The 22,410-nt window shown below is 61.1% G+C and carries 14 protein-coding genes and 2 riboswitches; of the genes, 5 read left to right on the top strand and 9 right to left on the bottom strand.

Annotated features, from left to right (window positions below):
• Positions 1-41: 41 nt before the first annotated feature.
• The 6 genes from ACIP8I_RS00765 to cobW all read right to left on the bottom strand — a co-directional run bounded on the left by ACIP8I_RS00765 (position 42) and on the right by cobW (position 10,559).
• A complete protein-coding gene (locus tag ACIP8I_RS00765) occupies positions 42-1,604 on the bottom strand; it encodes a transporter associated domain-containing protein (RefSeq protein ID WP_400757971.1) in 1,563 nt (520 codons plus the stop codon).
• 380 nt (positions 1,605-1,984) lie between these two features.
• Complete coding sequence (locus ACIP8I_RS00760; RefSeq protein WP_400757969.1) at positions 1,985-3,631, bottom strand: phospholipase D-like domain-containing protein; 1,647 nt, start codon at positions 3,629-3,631, stop codon at positions 1,985-1,987.
• Positions 3,632-3,820: 189 nt separating this feature from the next.
• Complete coding sequence (locus ACIP8I_RS00755) at positions 3,821-4,552, bottom strand: VWA domain-containing protein (protein ID WP_400757967.1); 732 nt, start codon at positions 4,550-4,552, stop codon at positions 3,821-3,823.
• Positions 4,480-5,478: an ATP-binding protein gene (locus ACIP8I_RS00750; RefSeq protein WP_400757965.1), complete on the bottom strand. Its 999-nt coding sequence runs from the start codon at positions 5,476-5,478 to the stop codon at positions 4,480-4,482. Before ACIP8I_RS00750 ends, ACIP8I_RS00755 begins: the two co-directional genes overlap by 73 nt.
• A gap of 143 nt (positions 5,479-5,621) precedes the next feature.
• Positions 5,622-9,485, bottom strand: coding sequence for a cobaltochelatase subunit CobN (gene cobN / locus ACIP8I_RS00745; protein WP_400757963.1), 3,864 nt, complete (start codon positions 9,483-9,485; stop codon positions 5,622-5,624).
• A gap of 3 nt (positions 9,486-9,488) precedes the next feature.
• Entirely contained in the window at positions 9,489-10,559 is a 1,071-nt protein-coding gene (gene cobW, locus ACIP8I_RS00740; protein ID WP_400757961.1) for a cobalamin biosynthesis protein CobW, read from the bottom strand.
• 97 nt (positions 10,560-10,656) lie between these two features.
• Positions 10,657-10,870: riboswitch (cobalamin riboswitch) on the bottom strand.
• 867 nt (positions 10,871-11,737) lie between these two features.
• A riboswitch (cobalamin riboswitch) is annotated at positions 11,738-11,959 on the top strand.
• Between the two features lie 121 nt (positions 11,960-12,080).
• On the opposite strand from cobW, the gene ACIP8I_RS00735 reads away from it, so the two are divergent.
• The 4 genes from ACIP8I_RS00735 to cobM all read left to right on the top strand — a co-directional run bounded on the left by ACIP8I_RS00735 (position 12,081) and on the right by cobM (position 14,229).
• Entirely contained in the window at positions 12,081-12,278 is a 198-nt protein-coding gene (locus tag ACIP8I_RS00735) for a CbtB domain-containing protein (RefSeq protein WP_003225486.1), read from the top strand.
• Positions 12,279-12,289: 11 nt separating this feature from the next.
• The gene (locus ACIP8I_RS00730) at positions 12,290-12,991 is read left to right on the top strand and encodes a CbtA family protein (protein WP_400757959.1); all 702 of its coding nucleotides are present in this window, start codon (positions 12,290-12,292) and stop codon (positions 12,989-12,991) included.
• Entirely contained in the window at positions 12,988-13,401 is a 414-nt protein-coding gene (locus ACIP8I_RS00725) for a cobalamin biosynthesis protein (RefSeq protein WP_003225490.1), read from the top strand. Before ACIP8I_RS00730 ends, ACIP8I_RS00725 begins: the two co-directional genes overlap by 4 nt.
• An 81-nt stretch (positions 13,402-13,482) precedes the next feature.
• Positions 13,483-14,229, top strand: coding sequence for a precorrin-4 C(11)-methyltransferase (gene cobM / locus ACIP8I_RS00720; RefSeq protein WP_400757957.1), 747 nt, complete (start codon positions 13,483-13,485; stop codon positions 14,227-14,229).
• A 173-nt stretch (positions 14,230-14,402) separates the two neighbouring features.
• On the opposite strand, the gene nfuA is transcribed toward cobM, so the two are convergent.
• The 3 genes from nfuA to ACIP8I_RS00705 all read right to left on the bottom strand — a co-directional run bounded on the left by nfuA (position 14,403) and on the right by ACIP8I_RS00705 (position 18,536).
• Positions 14,403-14,987, bottom strand: coding sequence for a Fe-S biogenesis protein NfuA (gene nfuA, locus ACIP8I_RS00715; protein WP_003225494.1), 585 nt, complete (start codon positions 14,985-14,987; stop codon positions 14,403-14,405).
• Positions 14,988-15,044: 57 nt separating this feature from the next.
• Positions 15,045-16,070, bottom strand: a complete 1,026-nt coding sequence (locus ACIP8I_RS00710; protein ID WP_400757955.1) for an acyltransferase family protein — start codon at positions 16,068-16,070, stop codon at positions 15,045-15,047.
• A gap of 183 nt (positions 16,071-16,253) precedes the next feature.
• A complete protein-coding gene (locus ACIP8I_RS00705; protein ID WP_400757953.1) occupies positions 16,254-18,536 on the bottom strand; it encodes a fatty acid cis/trans isomerase in 2,283 nt (760 codons plus the stop codon).
• A gap of 155 nt (positions 18,537-18,691) precedes the next feature.
• Between ACIP8I_RS00705 and metH the strand changes: the two genes are divergently transcribed.
• Positions 18,692-22,402, top strand: a complete 3,711-nt coding sequence (gene metH, locus ACIP8I_RS00700) for a methionine synthase (protein WP_400757952.1) — start codon at positions 18,692-18,694, stop codon at positions 22,400-22,402.
• Positions 22,403-22,410: the final 8 nt, after the last annotated feature.

The raw sequence follows: 22,410 nt of genomic DNA, 5'->3' as shown, positions 1-22,410 counted from the left end.
AGCCAGCCTGCTGGCGATGGGGCCGGCAAGACAGCCAAGCATTACACAGCAGCGTCACGCGCCAGCAACACCCGCGTCACCCGCCGCTCTTCAACGGCCACCACGGTCATTTGCCAGCCTTGGTACTGCAGGCGATCCCCCTTCATTGGCAAGCGGTCCAGCAGGCTCATCACCAGTCCGGCCAAGGTCTGATAGTCCTCGGTCGGTTCGGCGCCAAACCCGGTGCGCTGGCGAACACGGGTCAGGTTCAATGCGCCGCTGACGACAAACCCGCCCTGCTCCTCGATCACGTCCGGACCTTCGATTTCGCTGGCATCTGGCAGCTCGCCGGCAATCGACTCAAGGATGTCGGTCATGGTCAACACGCCGACAAAGTCACCGAATTCGTTGACCACGAAGGCGATGTGGGTCGACACCGTGCGCATCTGCTCCAAGGCATTGAGGATCGAATAACTGTCGAGCAGGTTGATGGTCTTGCGCGCCAGGTGCTCCAGATTCGGCTCGGTACCGGCCAGGTATTCCTTGAGCAGTTCCTTCTTGTGCACGAAACCCAGCGGCTCATCCACTGCGCCGTCGCGAATCAGCGGCAGACGCGAATACGACGAGTGCATCAATTTTGTGCGAATCGTTTCGGCGTCGTCGGCCAGATCGATGGTGTCGACGTCGGCGCGCACGGTCATCAGGTTGCGAATCGGCCGCTCGGCCAGTTGCAGCACACCGCTGATCATCACTCGCTCACGACGGTCGAACAGCTCCGCACTCGGTGCTTCACCGTCGTCCAGCAGGTCGGAGATTTCCTCGCCGACCTCCTCCACCGCCAGCTTGCGTCCGCCCAGCAAGCGCATCACCGCATGCGCCGTGCGCTCACGCATCGGCCGCATGCCTTGCATCGAGCGCTTGCGTCGAGCACGAGCGATCTGGTTGAACACCTCGATCAGGATCGAGAAGCCGATGGCTGCGTACAGATAACCTTTCGGGATGTGGAAACCCAGGCCTTCGGCCGTCAGGGCAAGACCGATCATCATCAAAAAGCCCAGACACAGCATGATCACCGTCGGGTGCGCATTGACGAAGCGGGTCAGCGGCTTGCTGGCCACGATCATCAGAGCAATGGAAATGATCACCGCGATCATCATCACCGCCAGTTCATCCACCATACCGACTGCAGTGATTACCGCGTCCAAAGAGAACACCGCGTCGAGCACCACGATCTGCGCGACGATCGGCCAGAACAATGCGTAAGCGGCATTGGTCGAGCGCTGGCCGACGTGCCCCTCAAGTCGTTCGTGCAACTCCATCGTCGCCTTGAACAGCAGGAACACACCACCGAACAGCATGATCAGGTCACGACCGGAGAAGCTCTTGTCGAACACCTCGAACAACGGCTGTGTGAGAGTCACCAGCCAGGAAATACTCGCCAACAGGCCCAAGCGCATGATCAGCGCCAACGACAGGCCGATGATCCGCGCACGATCGCGCTGATGCGGTGGCAGCTTGTCTGCCAGGATGGCGATGAACACCAGGTTGTCGATACCCAGCACCAGTTCCAGCACGATCAGAGTCAACAAGCCTAACCAGGCCGTGGGATCCGCTAACCATTCCATAAAATGTCTCGATCTCTCTTCAGTGAATTCAGGCTGCCGGGCACGGCAAAGTGCAACGCGAAGGCTCTGAAGCCGCGTTGTCAACGATAGTCGGGAGTCGGAATACCGGATACTGCGAGTGCGTCAAGACCGCGCCATGGCGCGAGTAGAAGGTACGACTGGGAGGCTCCAAGAGGGTGTTCATGCAAATCCTGAATTAAAAATGGCCTTGGAGCGTACAGGCTCAAGGCACATTTTCTACAGCGGCAAATCATTTCAAAATCTGTATCAACAGCCCACCGCCCCCCTGTAGGAGCTGCCGAAGGCTGCGATCTTTTGATCTTGATCCTGAACAACTAAGTCAAAAGATCGCAGCCTGCGGCAGCTCCTACAGTTGGCTGTCATCGTCCGGCAAAGCGCAACCGCGACAGCTGGCGTAAATCCCCTTCCACGTAATAATCGTGAGTCCAGCTGTCGTCCACCGCCAACGGACTCACCTGCTTCAACTCGAGTTTTTTCGCGAAATAGCGAAAGCGGTAATGCTCATAAAACCGCAGCAATTCCAGGCCATAGCGGTCCGCCAGGTCGGTATCGCCTCGAATGATCAGGTAATTTTCGTCATTGCCGTTACTGGCCGAGGTGCTGAGGTTGTGGCTGCCGCTGATGATGGTCGGCGCGTCGGTAGTGAAGTCGGTGACCACCGCTTTGGTGTGCACCAGCAGGTTGCCCTTCTGGCCCTTCATGTTTTCTTTCAGCCAGCCTTCCAGCCCGGTGTTGAGCAAAGCTGTGGCAGCGAATTCGGCGGTGCGGTCGGCATGAAAACCGGTGATGCTGCTCGCGGTGTTTTGCAGGCCGTAACGCAGAATGTCGTCATGCGGTTTGCCGAGCAGCGCGTTGAGGATCGCGTCCGGCAAGGTGAACGCGGTGACGAACAGCACGTCCTTCCTGGCCGCCTCGATGATCTCGACAAACTCACGCAAATCACCACCACCGCTGCGTGGCGAGAACCCGGCGAACAGCGCCTGTGTCGGGTCCATCGGGTTGTGCTCGGTGATCCAGCTGCGCGTCGCAGCGACGTCGGCGGGGTTGGCCCAGACCTCATCGAACACTTGCAAATACCGCGCGGCAATCATCACGTCGTCGAGCGTATGCACCACATTGGCCTGGCGATACACGCCATTGGCGGTGAAGTTGGTACTGCCGCACAGCACCGCCTGCGGTTGCCGCTGACCCGCGCCATCGACGCGGCTGAGAACAATGAATTTATCGTGAAAGATGTTGTGGGTGACCCGGCCGCGTTTGTTCGCCGCCGGCAACCTGGCAAGGTTCGTTTCGTTCAGGGTCGTATCGGAATCACCAGGCTGCGCGTGATACAGCACGCGCACCTGAACCCCTCGGGCAAATGCTGCATTCACTGCATCAATGATCGCCTGCAACTGATACTCGTAGATCGCGATATCCAGCGCCCAATTGACGTCCACGGCGCGCTCGATGTACCCGAGCAAACGCTCCAGCAGGCCGTTCTCCAGCCACAGTCGTGCCGCGTCGGGCCAGGCTTCGATGGGCAGGTTCCTGTTGGCGCTGATCTGCGCGTCGAGCTCGGGAAACTTGCGCTGGAAGGCCTGACTGGCAGCCACGGCTCGATTGAAGATTACGCTCTGGTTGGCTGGATGGCCGTCGTCACTGGTGATGCTCAGCTCCAGCGATTCGCCCAGTTGCGGCGCATCCGCCGTGCCGTAGGCCAGATGCACGCGATAGTGCATCGTCGTGCCCGGATTGACCGCGTAATCGGCCCAGCGGAATTTCTGCAGCGGCGCTTTATCGCTGGGTGTGGCGTGATACTGGGGGAAGGTGTGCGACTTGCCGGGAAATGTCAGGCTGTTGAACAGGAACAACCACGGTTTGTCGCCCTGCTGCTTTTCGATGGCAAACCCGAGCAAGCCTTTGCGGCGGGGTTCGGCCAGGTCCATGGCGAGTAATACGCCGTTGGTGCCGGCGTAGGCTTTGACGCGAAAATCGTCCTGAGGATTGGCGACCAGTACCCGCATGATTCACTCCTTGTGATTGGGCTGGGGTGAGCATAGAGGGTCGGAGCCTGATTGCCATGTTCACCTGAAACCGAATCGGGGCCATCGCCAGCAGGCTGGCTCCCACAGGGTTTTGTGTCGCACACAATATTCGTGAACACAGCTCACACTGTGGGAGCGAGCCCGCTGGCGATGAGGCCCGCACGGGCATCACACATCATCAATATGCCGATAATCCACATTCAGCGCCATCGCCAATTCTCGCGCCCGAGCCAGACGGATCGGCCCACGCTCTATGTCGATCAACAGCCCCGGACACTCCAGTGGCGACAGCGGCGGCAAGACTTTCAAACGCCCATCCGTCACCACCAGCAAGCGCTGCTGCTCCGCCGGAAAGCGCTTCTGTCGCTGTACCAGCCATTGCTGTGCCTGCGTCAATGCCGCAACCAACGGCGTGCCACCGCCAGCACCCAACGCCTCCAGCCAGGCGCGCAAACCACTCGACGCCTTCAAGCCCTGCACCTGCCATTTCGGCGCGCTGCCGCTGGCGGTCAGCAATGCCAGGCGGGCGCGCTGACGATAAGCATCATCGAACAATTGCGCGAGCAAGCCCTTGGCATCGCTCAGCGCCTGATGCCGACGCGTTGATGCCGAGGCGTCGACGATCACCAGCCACAATTCATGGGGAGTACGAGTGCGCAACTGGAACTGGAGATCTTCTCGAGTCTGCGGCCGACCGTTGAGCAGCGTGCCCGGCCAGTTCACCAGACCGCTGCGCGCGGCGTGGCGCTGGCCTTGGCGTCCGTGGTCGAGTTGTCCGGCGCGGGGTCTGGCATTCGCCCCCGCGTCGGATCGGGGACGAATGCCGGTTACTTTTTTGGCCAGCTCGGCACTTCGCGACGGGCGCCGGTGGCCAGTGCCGGGGCGGGCATATCTCCCCACTGCCCTTGCCCTTCGCTCGGGTCGATTTGGGTATTGGCCGAGGTTTGCGCGGGGGGTTGCGGACTGGAAGAAGATGACTCTTTACGGCGATGACGCAGGGCAAATTCCGCCACAGCATCAATGTCCTGCTCGGCAATCGCTGCCGCGCCGCGCCATGCCGCATGCGCACGGGCCGCACGCAGCCAGACCAGATCGGCGCGCAAGCCATCGACACCCGACGCAAAGCAACGCTCGGTGATGCTCGCCAACGCGTCGTCATCCAGCGCAATGCTCGCCAACAGGATGCGCGCCTGTTCGCAGCGCTCACGCAGTGCTTGCTGCCGGGCTTCCCACTGCGCGCAGAACGCCTGTGGATCGCTGTCGAAATCCAGTCGACGACGGATGATCTGCCCGCGCTCGGTCGGCGCGGTGTGACCGCTGAGGGCGACGTTCAGGCCGAAACGGTCGAGCAGTTGCGGGCGCAGTTCGCCCTCTTCCGGGTTCATCGTGCCGATCAACACGAATCGCGCCGAATGCCGATGGGAAATCCCGTCGCGCTCGATCAGGTTGGTGCCACTGGCCGCCACATCGAGCAGCAGATCCACCAGATGATCGGGCAGCAGGTTCACTTCATCGACGTACAGCACACCGCCGTCAGCCTTGGCCAGCACGCCGGGGGAAAACTGCGCACGGCTTTCGCTCAGCGCGGCGTCCAGATCGAGGGTGCCGACCAGACGTTCTTCGGTGGCGCCCAGTGGCAGCGTGACGAACTGCCCGCTCGCCAGCAGATCGGCGAGGCCACGGGCCAGGGTCGATTTGGCCATGCCACGCGGACCTTCGATCAGCACCCCGCCGATTTTCGGGTCGATGGCGGTGAGGCACAGCGCGAGTTTCAGGTCATCGGCGCCGACCACGGCGGAGAGCGGGAAATGCGGGGTGTCGGTCATCTTCAATACTCGGTCATGGTCGGTGTGAATTCATTTCAATGTAGGAGTGAGCCTGCTCGCGATAGCGGTGGGTCAGCAACAAACAGGTTGGCTGATACACCGCTATCGCGAGCAGGCTCACTCCTACAAAATGTTGCGGTGTGTCAGGTGTCTTCTTCTATATCCAGCAGCAGGTTTTCCAGTGCTTCTTTATACACGCCGGGTTCCTGCCACATCCCGCGCTGCTGCGCTTCGAGCATGCGCTCGGTCATGTCCCGCAGGGCATGCGGATTGTGTTCACGAACAAAATCGCGGGTCGCCGGATCGAGCAAGTAGGCGTCCGCCAGCAACGCATATTGATGATCGTCAATCAGCTGCGTGGTGGCATCAAAAGCAAACAGGTTGTCGACCGTCGCCGCCAGTTCAAAAGCTCCCTTATAGCCGTGACGCTTGACCCCGTCGATCCATTTCGGATTGGCCGCCCGCGAGCGGATCACCCGGTTCAGTTCTTCTTTCAGGGTACGGATTTTCGGCAGATCCGGCTGGCTGTGATCGCCGTGATAACTGGCCGCCGCTTCACCGCGAAGGGTTTCCACCGCCGCGAGCATGCCGCCCTGAAACTGGTAATAGTCGTTGGAATCGAGCAAATCGTGCTCGCGATTGTCCTGATTCTGCAACACCGCCTGCACCTGACTCAGGCGCTGGACGAACTGTTCACGGGCGGCGGTGCCTTCATCCGCACCGCCATAAGCGTAAGCGCCCCAGTTCAGATAGACCTCGGCCAGATCTTCGCGGCTCTGCCACAGGCGACCGTCGATCGCGCCCTGTACACCCGCGCCATAGGCACCGGGTTTGGCGCCGAAGATCCGCCAGCCGGCCTGGCGCCGCGCCGCGTCTTCATCCAGCCCCGATTGCAAAAGCGCCTCGCGCTCGGCCCGCACTTTGGCGGCCAGCGGATTGAAGTCATCCGGTTCGTCCAGCGCCGCCACCGCTTGCACGGACGCGTCGAACAGACGAATCAAATTGGCAAAGGCATCGCGGAAGAAGCCCGAGACCCGCAGCGTGACATCGACCCGTGGCCGGTCGAGCAGGCTCAGCGGCAGAATCTCGAAATCATCGACGCGCTGACTGCCGGTGGCCCAGACCGGACGCACGCCCATCAGTGCCATGGCCTGAGCGATGTCATCACCGCCGGTGCGCATGGTCGCCGTACCCCACACTGATAAACCGAGCTGGCGCAGGTGATCGCCGTGATCCTGCAAATGCCGCTCGAGAATCAGCGTGGCGGACTGGAAGCCGATGCGCCAGGCGGTGGTGGTCGGCAGGTTGCGCACGTCTACCGAGTAGAAATTGCGCCCGGTGGGCAACACGTCGAGACGACCACGGCTGGGTGCGCCGCTTGGGCCGGCGGGGACGAAGCGACCGTTCAGCGCGTCGAGCAGGCCGCGCATTTCGGCGGGGCCGCAGGCGTCGAGGCGTGGGGCGACGACTTCGCGCAGGTTGTCCAGAATCGCGTTGACTTCGACCCTTCCTGCCCCTTGTGGGAGCGACGGTGCGACGATTCGACTTGCTCGCGAAAGCGTCGTGTCAGTCGACATTGATGTACCTGACCCACCGCTTTCGCGAGCAAGCTCGCTCCCACAGGGGATTTGTAGTGCTTGGGAGATCAGGTGGGTGGCGAATAGCTCCAGGCGTTCGCGGGTGTCGCCGGCGGTGCGCCAGATTTCGTCGCTGACGTTTTGCAGCTCCGGCGGGCGCGGGCCGTTCCACGGATCGGCCAACGCACAGTCCAGCGGATCAAAGCCCAACTCAAACGCCTTGGCCAACGCCCGTAGCAGACTCGACTGCGCGCCCTTGCCGTCGCCACGCGGGATGCGCAGCAAGGCCAGCAAGGTATCGATGCGTAAACGCCCGCTCGGTGACTCGCCGAAAATGTGCAGGCCATCGCGGATCTGCGATTCCTTCAGATCACACAGATAGGTGTCCAGGCGCGGCAGCCAGATTGCTGCGTCGGCGTCGCTGTCCAGACCGGCATCAAGTTGCAGTTCGCGATCGATCTGCGTCTCGCGCACCAGTTGCAGGATGTCACGCTGCAGCTCCCGCGCACGACGCGGATCGAGCAGTTGCGCCTCGTAATATTCGTCGGCCAGCAGCTCCAGATTGCGCAGCGGGCCGTAGGTTTCGGCGCGGGTCAGCGGCGGCATCAGGTGGTCGATGATCACCGCTTGCGTACGCCGTTTGGCCTGGGCGCCCTCGCCCGGATCGTTGACGATAAACGGATAGATATTCGGCAGCGGCCCGAGCAATGCATCCGGCCAGCAATTCTCCGAAAGGCCGACACCCTTGCCCGGCAGCCATTCGAGGTTGCCGTGCTTGCCGACGTGAATCACCGCGTGCGCGCCGTAGGTGTTGCGCAGCCAGAAATAGAACGCCAGATAGCCGTGGGGTGGCACCAGATCCGGGTCGTGATACACCGCGCTCGGATCGACCTGATAACCGCGCGCCGGCTGAATGCCGACGAAGGTCAGGCCAAAACGCAGCCCGGCGATCATCATCCGCCCGTCGCGACACATCGGATCGTTTTGCGGCGCGCCCCAGCGTTCCAGCACTGCCGCGCGATTGGCTTGCGGCAGCGCATTGAGCATCGCCAAATAGGCGTCCATCGCCAGACTTTGCTGGCACGGACGCAAGTCGATGCTGTCGAGGTCGTTGCTCACGCCGCCGAGCAATTGCTGGATCAGTTCGGTGCCGCTGTCCGGCAACTGCGCCGCCAGCGGAAAGCCTTCGGCCTGCAACGCCCGCAGGATATTCAACGCGGCCGCCGGCGTATCGAGACCGACGCCATTGCCGATGCGACCGTCGCGAGTCGGGTAATTGGCGAGAATCAGCGCGATGCGTTTTTCAGCGTTCGGCAGTTGCGCCAGATCGCTCCAGCGCCGGGCCAGTTCGGCGACAAAATCCATGCGCTCGGGTTGCGCCCGATAGCAGACCACGTCGGACTGACTGCGCTCACTGCGCCAGGCCAGATCCTTGAAGCTGATCGGCCGGCTGATGATGCGCCCGTCGAGTTCCGGCAAGGCGATGTGCATCGCCAGATCCCGTGGCCCCAGACCCTGCTCGCTGTCGCGCCAACCGGGTTCGTTGTCCTGGGCGCAGATCGCTTGAATCACCGGAATATTGCGCCGGAACGGCCGCAGATGCGGCGCTTCCGGGCTGGATTGCGCGAAGCCGGTGGTGTTGAGAATCACCGCCGCCTCGACCTCATCCAGCCAGTCCTCGACCACACTCAGACAGCCGGGTTCTTTCAGGCTGGCGACGGCGATCGGCAACGGATTGAGCCCCGCTGCCTGCAAGCGCTGGCAAAACACGTCAATGAACGCGGTGTTCGCCGCTTGCAAATGCGAGCGATAAAACAACACCGCCGCAACCGGTTGACCGGGCAGCCATTCGGCTTGCCAGTCGCACAGTGCGGCGGTGTTTTTCTGGGGGTGGTAAATCACCGTACGCGGCAGCGCTTGCGGCTCGCCCCAGACGTAGTCGCGCGCCAACCAGCGGTTGGCCAGGCAATGGAAGAAGTCCAGCGCATTGCCCATGCCGCCCTGACGCAGGAACTGCCAGAGGCGGTCGCGATCTTCGGCGGGCACAGTGCTCAGGTCGCTGAGCTCCGGGTCGGGACGGTCATCGCCCGGCACCAGAATCACCTGCACGCCGCGTTCGGACAACTCCACCAGACGCTCGACGCCATAACGCCAGTAAGCGATGCCGCCGTGCAGCGAAATCAGAATGACCTTGGCGTGACGCAGTACCTCATCGACATACAGATCGACCGAGGCATGATTCTGCACCTGCATGGGGTTGGCCAGACGCAGGCTCGGATAATCCTCGGGCAACTGCTGCGCCGCTTCGGCGAGCAGCGCCAGGCTGGAATCGCCGCTGCACAGGATCACCAGTTCGGCGGGGGTTTGTCCAAGGTCGGCAATGTTGTCATCCGACACGAAACCGCCGGGCTGGGTCCTGAGCAGGTGCATGGCTTAAACGCTGAGCGCGGCGCGCAGTTGCGCTTCGAGTTGCGCGGCGTCGAGTTCCTGACCGATCAGCACCAGACGGGTGACGCGCGCTTCGTCAGCGCCCCACTGGCGGTCGAAATGCTTGTCGAAACGCGTGCCCACGCCTTGGATCAACAGACGCATCGGCTTGTTCGGAATCGCCGCGAAGCCCTTCACGCGCAGGATTCCGTGCTGGACCACCAGTTGCGTCAGCGCGTCGAGCAGCAGGCTTTCATCGGCTTGCGGCAGTTCAATGGAGATCGAATCAAAGGCGTCGTGATCATGGTCATCGTGATCGTCATCACCGTCGTGGTGGTGATCGTGATGGCTGTGGCGGCTGTCGATGTGTTCTTCGGAACCGGCGCCGAGACCGATCAGCACGTCCAGTGGCAGGCGACCGTTGCTGGCTTCGATGATTTTTACCGCTGGCGGCAGTTCTTCAGCGACTTCCAGACGTACGCGAGCGAGGTCTTCAGGGCTGGTCTGGTCGGCCTTGTTGAGGATCACCAGATCGGCGCTGGCCAGTTGGTCGGCGAACAGTTCGTGCAGCGGCGATTCGTGATCCAGGTTCGGGTCAAGTTTGCGCTGGGCGTCGACCTGATCCGGGAACGCGGCAAACGTGCCAGCGGCCACGGCCGGGCTGTCGACCACGGTAATCACCGCGTCCACGGTGCAGGCGCTGCGGATTTCTGGCCACTGGAAGGCTTGAACCAGCGGTTTTGGCAGGGCCAGACCGGACGTCTCGATCAGGATGTGGTCGAGATCGCCGCGACGGGCGACCAGTTCACGCATCACCGGGAAGAACTCTTCCTGAACCGTGCAGCACAGGCAGCCGTTGGCCAGTTCGTAGACGCGGCCAGTGGCCTCTTCTTCGGTGCAGCCGATGGTGCATTGTTTGAGGATTTCACCGTCGATGCCCAGCTCGCCGAATTCGTTGACGATCACCGCGATGCGGCGGGCCTGAGCGTTGTCGAGCATATGGCGCAGCAAGGTGGTTTTGCCCGAGCCGAGGAAACCGGTGACGATGGTGACGGGGAGTTTGGCCAGTGTTTTCATCGGATGCCCTTTGGCAAGGTGGCGGGCATACGGGACGAGATCCGCTGCGAGCGTGCGCGCGGAAGAATTCGCCACCGGATCACCCCGCCCGGTTGTAGTGAGAAATCTGTGACGAGGCAGGTCTCCTGGCTGACGGTGTTCGGGCGCGGGGCCTGGCATTCGCTGCGCCTTCCCGCGGGCTCTGTGGATTGAGCTGGCAGTGGCGTGGCAACGAACTTCACCGTTCACAGTTGCGGGGGCAGCCGCGGCTTTGACCGCGTTCCCTTCTTAGCTTCGGCGTGGGCCGAAGAACCTCGAAGGTGCAAGGCTACGCATGGGTTCGTGATGGGTCAATGGGGGGTTGGTTTTGTGGGCATATCCGTTGCTGCGGTTATGGCCGCTTAGGGTTCCGCCCTTACGGCGGGTCACTTTTTCCAAACGCCGAAAAAGTAACCAAAAAGGCTTCCCCCGGCGTACGGCACTTCGCTGAGGCTCAGTGTTCCCTCGCTACGGTGTCCATCCGGGGGCATCGCCTACGGTTTGCTTCGCTGCACCTCCTCTCGATGTATGCGGCTTCGCCGCACGGCGCTGCGCGCCTATCCCCCGGATGGACACCTACGCTCGGCCTGCCGAAGGGGCTGAAGATCAAAAGACACATCAAGAGCCAGAGCCAAAGCCAAAGCCAAAGCCAAAGCCAAAGCCAAAGCAGATCAAAAGATCACAGCCTTCGGCAGTTCCTACAGGGGATTGGGTGTATTCGGTTGGAAATTGGTCGGCTGTCAGGCCGCCATCGCTGGCAAGCCAGCTCCCACAAAAATCAACAGCAGATCGCACCCGCTTTTCACCACTCAACACGATGAGCGTTAGCTCGAGTAAAGCTTTTGATCTCAAGGCCCGTCGGCAGGCTGAGTGGAGGGATTTATCCGGGGGTGGGAGCGCAGCGACCGTTTGGCGCAGCCAAACACAGCGAGAGGAGGTGCAGCGAAGCAAACCGTAGGCGCTGCCCCCCGGATGAATCCCGGAGCGAAGGAACCCGAGCCTAGGCGAGGGCCGAACGTCAGGGCACAGACCTTTTGGTTACTTTTGGGGAGTTTGCCAAAAGTGACCCGCCGTAAGGGCGGAACCATAGGAAGCCGTTACCGCAGCAACGGATATACCCCCATACCCATTCAATTGACTCAAATCCCCACCCATGCTCTCCTACACAACTTGTTACGGGTGCCCTTCACAGGGTGAAACGGGAAACCGGTGAATCATGTGCTTTACTCAAAGCCATGTCAGTCCGGTGCTGCCCCCGCAACGGTAAGCGAGCGAAGCGTCAGATCCACTGTGCCATACGGCATGGGAAGGTGATGCTTGCAGGTCGGCCAGACGCCAACCCCTCGTGAGCCCGGAGACCGGCCCGCAACACACAGCACGCATGCTGCGTCGCTGAACAAAACAAACCCGCGGTGGGCGGGCGCTGTTTGAACCTCTGCGTGCCTGACCCGCAGGGGTTTTCATGCGCTCTATTCACCCGCTGACACTCCAGAGGGAAGCGCCATGTCGATCATCAGCAGCACCGGCAGCAACACCGACAAAATCTCCAGCACCGCCACCTTGAGCCAACGCCTGACCGCCGCGATTTTCGCGTCGATCCTCGGCGCCAGCCTGGTTTACTTCGCCGGTTTCTCGCACATCGAAGCGGTGCACAACGCCGCTCACGATACCCGCCACAGCGCCGCGTTCCCGTGCCACTGAGACCTGCCGCCATGATCAAGCGTATTGCGCAAACCGCAGGTTTCACCGGGCTGCTGGCCGCCCTGTTGCTGACCTTGCTGCAAAGTTTCTGGGTCTCGCCACTGATTCTCCAGGCCGAAACCTTCGAGAAATCCGAACCGGTGGCCGTTCACCAACATGCCGACGGCGCCATGGCCGGGCACACTCACGACGCCGAAGCCTGGGAACCGGAAGACGGCTGGCAACGCGTGGTCTCGACCACCGGTGGCAATCTGGTGGTGGCGGTCGGTTTCGCCCTGATGCTCGCCGGCCTGTACACCCTGCGTGCACCGACCAAAACCTCACAAGGTCTGCTCTGGGGTCTGGCCGGTTACGCAACTTTCGTGCTCGCGCCGACCTTGGGCCTGCCGCCTGAACTGCCGGGCACAGCCGCAGCCGATCTGGCGTCGCGGCAGATGTGGTGGATCGGCACCGCCGCATCCACCGCTGTCGGTCTGGCGCTGATCGTGTTCAGCCGTCATTGGTTGATGAAGCTGCTGGGCGTGGCGATTCTGGCTGTGCCGCACGTAATCGGCGCACCACAACCGGAAGTCCATTCGATGCTCGCGCCGGAAGCGTTGGAAGCCCAGTTCAAAATCGCTTCGCAGTTGACCAACGTGGCGTTCTGGCTGGCCCTGGGCCTGATCAGCGCCTGGTTGTTCCGCCGCAAAAGCGATGGTCAATACCACGCATGACCGATGACCGCGCAGCGCCGACCTTCGTGGTTGGCCTGGGCTGCCAGCGCGGCTGCCCGGCCAGCACGCTGCGCGCGCTACTCGATCAGGCATTGCAGGCGCATCGCATCGAGCTGGAAGCGGTCAAGGCCCTGGCGAGCATCGACTTGAAGCGCGATGAGCCGGGCTTGCAGGAACTGGCCGCACAACTTGCGTTACCACTGTTGTATTTCAGCAGCGACGAACTGGCCAGTTACCAGCAGCGACTCAGCCACCATTCGCAGATCGCCTATGAGCGCACCGGCTGCTACGGCGTGGCGGAAAGTGCCGCCCTGGCCCTTGCCGAGCAGTTGATTCAGGCACCGGCAAAATTGCTGATTTCCCGGCAAAAATACGCTCAGGCAACCCTGGCATTGGCCGGCGCTGCGTAAAATCCCGATAATCCCCCTGTTTGATCATGAGCAATCTTCATCTGAAGCGTTGCCCTGCCCCGTTTTTCACAGGATTTCTGCATGACTGTCTACTTCATCGGCGCCGGCCCCGGCGACCCGGAATTGATCACCGTCAAAGGCCAGCGGCTGATCCGCAGCTGCCCGGTGATCATCTACGCAGGCTCGCTGGTACCGGCTGCGGTGCTGGAGGGGCATCAGGCCGACACCGTGGTCAACAGCGCCGAATTGCATCTGGAACAGATCATCGAACTGATCAAAACCGCGCATGCCAACGGCCAGGATGTGGCGCGGGTGCATTCCGGCGATCCAAGTCTGTATGGCGCGATTGGTGAGCAGATTCGTTATCTGCGTGAGCTGAATATTCCGTTCGAAATCATCCCCGGCGTCACCGCGACCGCAGCGTGTGCGGCGTTGCTCGGCGCCGAATTGACGCTGCCGGACGTGTCGCAGAGTGTGATTCTGACCCGCTACGCCGATAAAACTGCCATGCCGGCGGGTGAGGAATTGAGCAGTCTGGCGCAGCATGGCGCGACCATGGCGATTCATCTGGGGGTCAATCATCTGCAGAAGATCATCGCCGAACTGCTACCGCATTACGGCGCGGATTGCCCGATTGCGGTGATTCACCGGGCGACGTGGCCGGATCAGGATTGGGTGGTGGGGACGCTGGCGGATATTGCCGGGAAGGTTGAAGCCAAGGGGTTTCGGCGGACGGCGTTGATTCTGGTGGGACGGGTGCTGGGGAGTGAAGTGTTTAGCGAGTCATCGTTGTATCGCGCGGGGCATGCACACCTTTACAGACCCTGAAAGCAATTGTGGCGAGGGAGCTTGCTCCCGCCGGATCGCGGAGCGATCCCAAAACCAGACAATCCACTCATCACGGGTAAATGCATTGTCAGGTTTGTGACTGCTTTGCAGTCAAGCGGGAGCAAGCTCCCTCGCCACAGCGCCGTTTTTCAGGTCCGCAGTGAACACCTTACTCAGTAGTAGGCGTTTTCTTTCTGCGTGTGGTCGGTCACGTCGCGAACACCCTTCAACTCAGGGATGCGCTCCAGCAAGGTGCGCTCGATGCCTTCCTTCAGGGTCACGTCGGCCTGGCCGCAGCCCTGGCAGCCGCCGCCGAACTGCAGCACGGCAATGCCGTCCTCGACCACATCAATCAGGCTGACCTGACCGCCGTGGCTGGCCAGCCCCGGGTTGATTTCGGTTTGCAGGTAGTAGTTGATGCGCTCGTTGACCGGGCTGTCGGCGTTGACCATCGGTACTTTGGCGTTTGGCGCCTTGATGGTCAGCTGGCCGCCCATGCGGTCGGTGGCGTAGTCGACGACGGCATCGTCGAGGAACGCTTCGCTGAACGAGTCGATGTAGGCGGTGAAGCTTTTCAGCCCCAGCGCGGTATCTTCAGGTTTTTCTTCGCCCGGCTTGCAGTAGGCAATGCAGGTTTCGGCGTACTGGGTGCCAGGCTGGGTGATGAAGACGCGGATGCCGATGCCCGGGGTGTTCTGCTTGGAGAGCAGATCGGCCAGGTAATCGTGGGCGGCGTCGGTAATGGTAATAGCGGTCATGGAAACTCCTCGCAGGCTTGGGCGCAGTTTACGCCAATCATTGCGCCGGACAAAGTCCTAGTATTTTTGTCGGGAAAGATTCTCGACAGGCTCGCGAACCGATTCGCCGTCGATCCGCGCTTTAAGCCACTGATAGCTGCGTTTTTCCACCCATTCGTAGCTTAGCCACGAACCCACTGCGATAGCCAGGGCGCAAATAGCGAACATCAGATACGGATTGATTCCATAGCGCCGGGCAATAAAACCACCGGCAGACAGCACCAGCACGTGCATCAGGTACACCGAGTAGGAACAGTCGCCGAGCAACTTCACCAGCCGATTGCGCTCGACATAGCGTTCCAGCGCCATGCAGGCCATCACCAGCACCGCACTCGGCACGCCCCAGTTCAACAGTCTTGGCGCCGGCGCCAAGTGATAGATCGCCAACAACGCGGCGCCCATCGCCAACAGTGGCAGCCACAGACCCGCACCGATCCAGCCCCGGCGATAGAGCACGCCAATGCCGATCCCCAGCAAAAATTCGTAGACGATGTCCGAACGGTAAAACTCGTTGAGCCAGCCGAACGCCTGACACACCGAAAACAGCAACGCGCCAACCACCAGCAAGCGCACCTGCCAGCGAAACACCAGCGCACAGGCAAACAGCACATAAAAAAGCATTTCGTAATTGAGCGTCCAGCCGACATTCAATGTCGGGTAGATCCCGTAGCCACCGGGGTTTTGCGCAGGAATGAATAACAGCGACGCGAGGAAATGCGCCCAATCCACGGTCTGATCCGGCAACATCGGCCGGGCGAACACCACCAGCAACGCCATCAACAGCGTGTACAGCCAGTACGCCGGCACGATGCGAAACAGCCGAAACAGCAGAAATCGCGCCGGAGGCAACGACTTGCTTTCGGTAGACAGGAAAATCACCAGACCGCTGATGACGAAAAAGACATCGACGCCGACTGCGCCTTTGTCGATGAAGAACTGCCCGACCGGGCCGCTCGCCTTGAAGTCGAAAAAAATCTGCATGAAGTGGTGACAGACCACCGTCCACGCGGCAAGCGCCCGCAGGGCCTGCACTGAAATCAACATGATCGGCTCCTGTCCACGATTCCTGAATCCCCACCGCCCCCCCCTGTAGGAGCTGCGGCACGCTGCGATCTTTTGATCTTTGTTGTTAAAGAATCAAAAGATCGCAGCCTCGTTGCACTCGACAGCTCCTACAGGGGTTTTGCGGTGTTGCTTGGAATTGTGACAGCAGGTCGATCTCAACGATCAAAGATTCTCGTAGCGGTTCATGTCCAGCACGCCCTCTTCCACCGGATCGGTTTCATGGAGGTATTGGCTCAGGTCGTGGAAATAGAACCAGAATTGCGGATGACTGCGACGGATCCCCCAACGTTCGACGATTTTCTCGAAACGGTTGGCATCCTTGGCGTTTTCCATGGCATCGACAAACTCCGGCACTTGCTCGGCCGGAATGTTGAACATGAAGTTCGGGTAGCTGCTGAGCACGCCCGGATAGATAGTCAAGGTGTCCAGCCCCGGCTGATAACGCAACGATTCGCCCAGCAGGAACGCCACGTTGCTGTGTGCGCGGTTACGCAGCAGGCTGTAAACCTCGCGTTTACCGCTGCGGGTTTCGATGCGCAGCATGGTCGCTTCCGGCAGTTGATCGATAACCTTCAGACCGGCCGCCGGGCGTGACGTCAGGCGACTGAGTGCCTGCTCGGCGTTCTGCAGCGCCGGGTCGATATTCGGCCGCGAGCAGTAGGCGCCCTCACAACGATTGATCGGGTCGGGCCGCGCATTGAGGTCGCCGTAACGCGCCAGCAACTGCATGGCGAAGTCGTATTTCGGGTCTTTCTCATCGAGTTTCAGCGCGGTCGGCTTGTCGTCGTCGATGGCTTCGTAGTCGAGCCACATCTTGAACTGGCCGCTGCTCTGATACCAATCGTCCAGGTAGTCCTCGCGGGAATCGGCTGGCATCAAACGCAGGAAATTCTGCTCGGCGCCGTTGCGGATCAGGTCGAAATACAGGCGGGTCTGCGCCTGATGGGAGACGTTGCCGAACACATCGAAGTTGACTGCCAACTGATAATAGGTGCGCTCCAGCAGCGGATAGTCGAACAGCCACATGGTCTGTGGCACTTCGCCAATCAGGCCTTTGGTCACCGACGCACTGTCGAAGTGGCGGAAAATGCTCAGCAGCGCGTTGTCGTTGCCGGCCCACAGGGTCGACCAGCTCGGCGGCGGCTGGTCGGCGTAGCTGTCGCGGCGCAGGGCCTCGTATTCATTGCGCTTGTTGCGATAGTTGTGCCACAGGCTCAGGACACTGCCGACGTCATCGTTCTGCCCCGGCATCGCCAGCAACGGCGTGGCCTGGCCGCGATAGTTCGGATCGGTGATGTACAGGTCATGTTCCGGGGCCTGGAACAGCGCCCAGAAGTTGTCGCGAATCACGTCCGTCGCAATCTGCCCACGGCACACCGGCCCGCGAATGAAGGTGCGGACGAAGTATTCGGCGTTATCGAGCATGAACTGATAACGCGCCTGCGCCGGAATCGCCTCGAAGGTGGCGAACGGGTTGGCCCGGCTCTGCGGGCCGTACCCCGGCAACGCATTGACCTGCCAGTTGCCGCTGTAGAACAGACTCTTGACCCGCGCCATCTTCGCCGCGCTCAGCGGATAGGTGATGTGGGTCTTGTGCACGATCACCCCTTGCACCGGCCACAAGCGGTAGTAAACCTGGGTGCCCGGGTCGTCATTCGGGCGACGGGTGGCGATCAGATCGATCGGCTGGCCGGTCGGCGTGCGTGAACGCACCCATTGGAAGTAGTGGCCCGGCTCGCCGTCCTTGAAGTAGATATGCGCCAGGAACCAGTGCTCGAACAACCAGCGCCCGACCAGACTCTGCCGCGCCCCCGGAGTGTTGAGCAGATTTTCCCACTGGACGATTTGCAGCGCTTCTTTGGCGCTCGGCGCCAGGCCTTGCTCGTCGATTGGTGCACCGGACGCCAGCCAGCGTTGCAGGGTTTGGTATTGCTGATCGGTGAGGCCAGTCACCGCCAGCGGCATCCCTTCTTTCGGGTGGGCGCCGGCGTAGCCGTCAAACTCGGCGGGCATCGCGCACATGTTTTCCCGTTGCAGGCCGAGGACGATGTCTTCCGGCAGCTTGGCATTCGGGGTCAGCGGGGTTTTGTGCCCCAATTCCAGCATCCGCGCCATCAACGCCGCCTGGCTGCCTTGGGCATCGAGTACCGAATAAAAGCCTTTCTGCTGCCAGGCGTGTTTGCCGAAGGCGTCGTAGAACAGCCGCGTGGTCGGCGCGGCTTGCGTGCGTTCACCGTCGTAGACCGGCATCTTGCTCGCGCCCCGCCCTGCGCCTTCGCCGCTGCCCAGATTGAGCTGGCAGGCAGAGTCGTAGCAGGCATGGCAGGCCACGCATTTCTCGGTGAAGATCGGCTGAATATCTCGGGTGTAAGAGATCGCAGGCTCTTGCGCAACGGCGCCCCAGCTTAAGAACAGCAAGAAAATGCTGATGACGCGGTACGACATGCCCTTGATCCCGATCCTGAAAAAAACGCCGCGATTCTACAGTATGACGCTCGTACCAACATGAGCGATATTCATGCAAATAGCCTGCATGCTCCAAAAGCGCACAGGTTTGTTATGATCCCGGCCCTTCGTCATGGTCTTTTCGAGTAGTCCCAATGTCCGATCGCAGCGTCCGCCTTCAAGCTCTCAAGCAAGCCCTCAAAGAGCGCATCCTGATACTCGACGGCGGCATGGGCACGATGATCCAGAGCTACAAGCTCGAAGAGCAGGATTATCGCGGCAAACGCTTTGCCGACTGGCCGAGTGACGTCAAGGGCAACAACGACCTGCTGGTGATCACCCGTCCGGACGTGATCGGCGGCATCGAAAAGGCTTATCTGGATGCCGGCGCCGACATCCTGGAAACCAACACCTTCAACGCCACGCGTATTTCCATGGCCGACTACGGCATGGAAGAACTGGCGTACGAATTAAACGTAGAAGGCGCACGACTGGCGCGCAAGATCGCCGACGCCAAGACCGCCGAGAACCCGGACAAGCCGCGTTTCGTCGCCGGCGTGCTCGGCCCGACCAGCCGCACCTGCTCGCTGTCGCCTGACGTCAACAACCCCGGCTACCGCAACGTCACCTTCGATGAACTGGTGGAAAACTACACCGAAGCCACCAAAGGCCTGATCGAGGGCGGCGTCGATCTGATCCTGATCGAAACCATCTTCGACACGCTCAACGCCAAAGCCGCGATCTTCGCCGTGCAGGGCGTGTTCGAAGAACTGCACATCGAACTGCCGATCATGATTTCCGGAACCATCACCGATGCGTCCGGTCGCACTCTGTCCGGCCAGACCACTGAAGCGTTCTGGAACTCCGTGGCCCACGCCAAGCCGATTTCCGTCGGCCTCAACTGCGCGCTCGGCGCCAGTGAACTGCGTCCGTACCTGGAAGAGCTGTCGAACAAGGCCAGCACCCACGTGTCGGCGCACCCGAACGCCGGTCTGCCGAACGAATTCGGCGAGTACGACGAACTGCCGGCGCAAACCGCCAAGGTCATCGAAGAATTCGCCCAGAGCGGTTTCCTCAACATCGTCGGCGGTTGCTGCGGCACCACCCCGGGCCACATCGAAGCCATCGCCAAAGCCGTGGCCGGTTATGCGCCGCGACAGATTCCGGACATTCCCAAGGCTTGCCGCCTGTCCGGTCTGGAGCCGTTCACCATCGATCGCAGCTCGTTGTTCGTCAACGTCGGCGAGCGCACCAACATCACCGGTTCCGCCAAGTTCGCCCGTCTGATCCGTGAAGACAACTACACCGAAGCCCTGGAAGTCGCCCTGCAGCAGGTCGAGGCCGGCGCGCAGGTGATCGACATCAACATGGACGAAGGCATGCTCGATTCGAAGAAGGCCATGGTGACCTTCCTCAATCTGATCGCCGGGGAACCGGACATCTCCCGCGTGCCGATCATGATCGACTCGTCGAAATGGGAAGTCATCGAAGCGGGTCTGAAGTGCATTCAGGGCAAGGGCATCGTCAACTCGATCAGCATGAAAGAAGGCGTCGAGCAGTTCATCCATCACGCCAAGCTGTGCAAACGCTACGGCGCGGCGGTGGTGGTGATGGCGTTCGACGAAGCCGGCCAGGCCGACACCGAAGCGCGCAAGAAAGAAATCTGCAAACGCTCCTACGACATTCTGGTCAACGAAGTCGGCTTCCCGCCGGAAGACATCATCTTCGACACGAACATCTTCGCCGTGGCCACCGGCATCGAAGAACACAACAACTACGCTGTGGACTTCATCAACGCCTGTGCCTACATCCGCGACGAGCTGCCGTATGCGCTGAGTTCCGGCGGCGTGTCCAACGTGTCGTTCTCGTTCCGTGGCAACAACCCGGTGCGTGAAGCGATTCACTCGGTGTTCCTGCTGTACGCGATCCGCGCCGGCCTGACCATGGGCATCGTCAACGCCGGTCAGCTGGAAATCTACGACCAGATCCCGCAGGAGCTGCGCGACGCCGTCGAGGACGTGATCCTCAACCGCACGCCGGAAGGCACCGACGCCCTCCTCGCCATCGCCGACAAGTACAAGGGCGACGGCAGCGTCAAGGAAGCAGAGACCGAAGAGTGGCGCAGCTGGGACGTCAACAAGCGTCTGGAGCATGCGCTGGTCAAGGGCATCACCACCCACATCGTTGAAGACACCGAAGAGTCGCGCCAGTCGTTCGCGCGCCCGATCGAAGTCATCGAAGGCCCGCTGATGTCGGGCATGAACATCGTCGGCGACCTGTTCGGCGCCGGCAAGATGTTCCTGCCGCAGGTGGTGAAATCCGCGCGAGTGATGAAGCAGGCGGTGGCGCACTTGATCCCGTTCATCGAACTGGAAAAAGGCGACAAGCCGGAAGCCAAAGGCAAGATCCTCATGGCAACCGTGAAAGGTGACGTGCACGACATCGGCAAGAACATTGTCGGCGTGGTACTTGGTTGCAACGGCTATGACATCGTCGACCTTGGCGTGATGGTCCCGGCAGAGAAGATTCTGCAGGTCGCCAAAGAACAGAAATGCGACATCATCGGCCTCTCCGGCCTGATCACCCCGTCGCTGGACGAAATGGTTCACGTTGCCCGTGAAATGCAGCGCCAGGACTTCCACCTGCCGCTGATGATCGGTGGCGCGACCACTTCCAAAGCGCACACGGCGGTGAAGATCGAGCCGAAGTACAGCAACGATGCCGTGGTCTACGTGACCGACGCCTCCCGTGCAGTGGGCGTGGCGACGCAGTTGCTGTCGAAAGAATTGAAGGCCGGTTTCGTCGAAAAGACGCGTCTGGAATACATCGATGTGCGCGAACGTACCTCGAACCGCAGCGCCCGCACCGAGCGCCTGAGCTACGCAGCGGCCATCGCCAAGAAACCACAGTTCGACTGGGCCAATTATCAGCCGGTCAAACCGACCTTCACCGGCAGCAAGGTACTGGACAACATCGACCTCAAGGTCTTGGCCGAATACATCGACTGGACGCCGTTCTTTATCTCTTGGGACCTGGCTGGCAAGTTCCCGCGCATCCTTGAAGATGAAGTGGTCGGTGAAGCCGCCACCGCACTGTACAAGGATGCGCGCGAGATGCTTACCAAACTGATCGACGAGAAGCTGATCAGCGCCCGTGCGGTGTTCGGCTTCTGGCCGGCCAACCAGGTGCATGACGACGACATCGAGCTGTACGGCGATGACGGCAAGCCGATGGCGCGGCTGCATCACCTGCGTCAGCAGATCATCAAGACCGACGGCAAGCCGAACTTCTCGCTGGCCGACTTCGTCGCGCCGAAGGACAGCGAAGTCACCGACTACGTCGGCGGGTTCATCACCACCGCCGGCATCGGCGCCGAAGAAGTCGCCAAGGCCTACCAGGACGCTGGTGACGACTACAACTCGATCATGGTCAAGGCCCTCGCCGACCGTTTGGCCGAGGCTTGCGCCGAATGGCTGCACCAGCAAGTGCGTAAAGAACACTGGGGTTATGCCAAGGACGAGGTGCTGGACAACGACGCGCTGATCAAAGAACAGTACTCCGGTATTCGTCCGGCACCGGGCTACCCGGCCTGCCCGGATCACACCGAGAAGGCCACGCTGTTCACCCTGCTCGATCCAGAAGCCAGCGAAATGCGTGCGGGCCGCAGCGGCGTGTTCCTCACCGAGCATTACGCAATGTTCCCGGCAGCGGCGGTCAGCGGCTGGTACTTCGCCCACCCGCAAGCGCAATACTTCGCAGTCGGCAAGGTCGACAAGGATCAGGTGCAGAGCTACACCTCGCGCAAAGGTCAGGAACTGAGCGTGACCGAGCGCTGGCTGGCGCCAAACCTCGGTTACGACGAATAAGCGCAACG

It is taken from the genome of Pseudomonas sp. NPDC088414, from assembly GCF_044753325.1.
GTDB lineage: Bacteria > Pseudomonadota > Gammaproteobacteria > Pseudomonadales > Pseudomonadaceae > Aquipseudomonas.
This window is presented reverse-complemented; position numbering and strand designations above follow the sequence as displayed.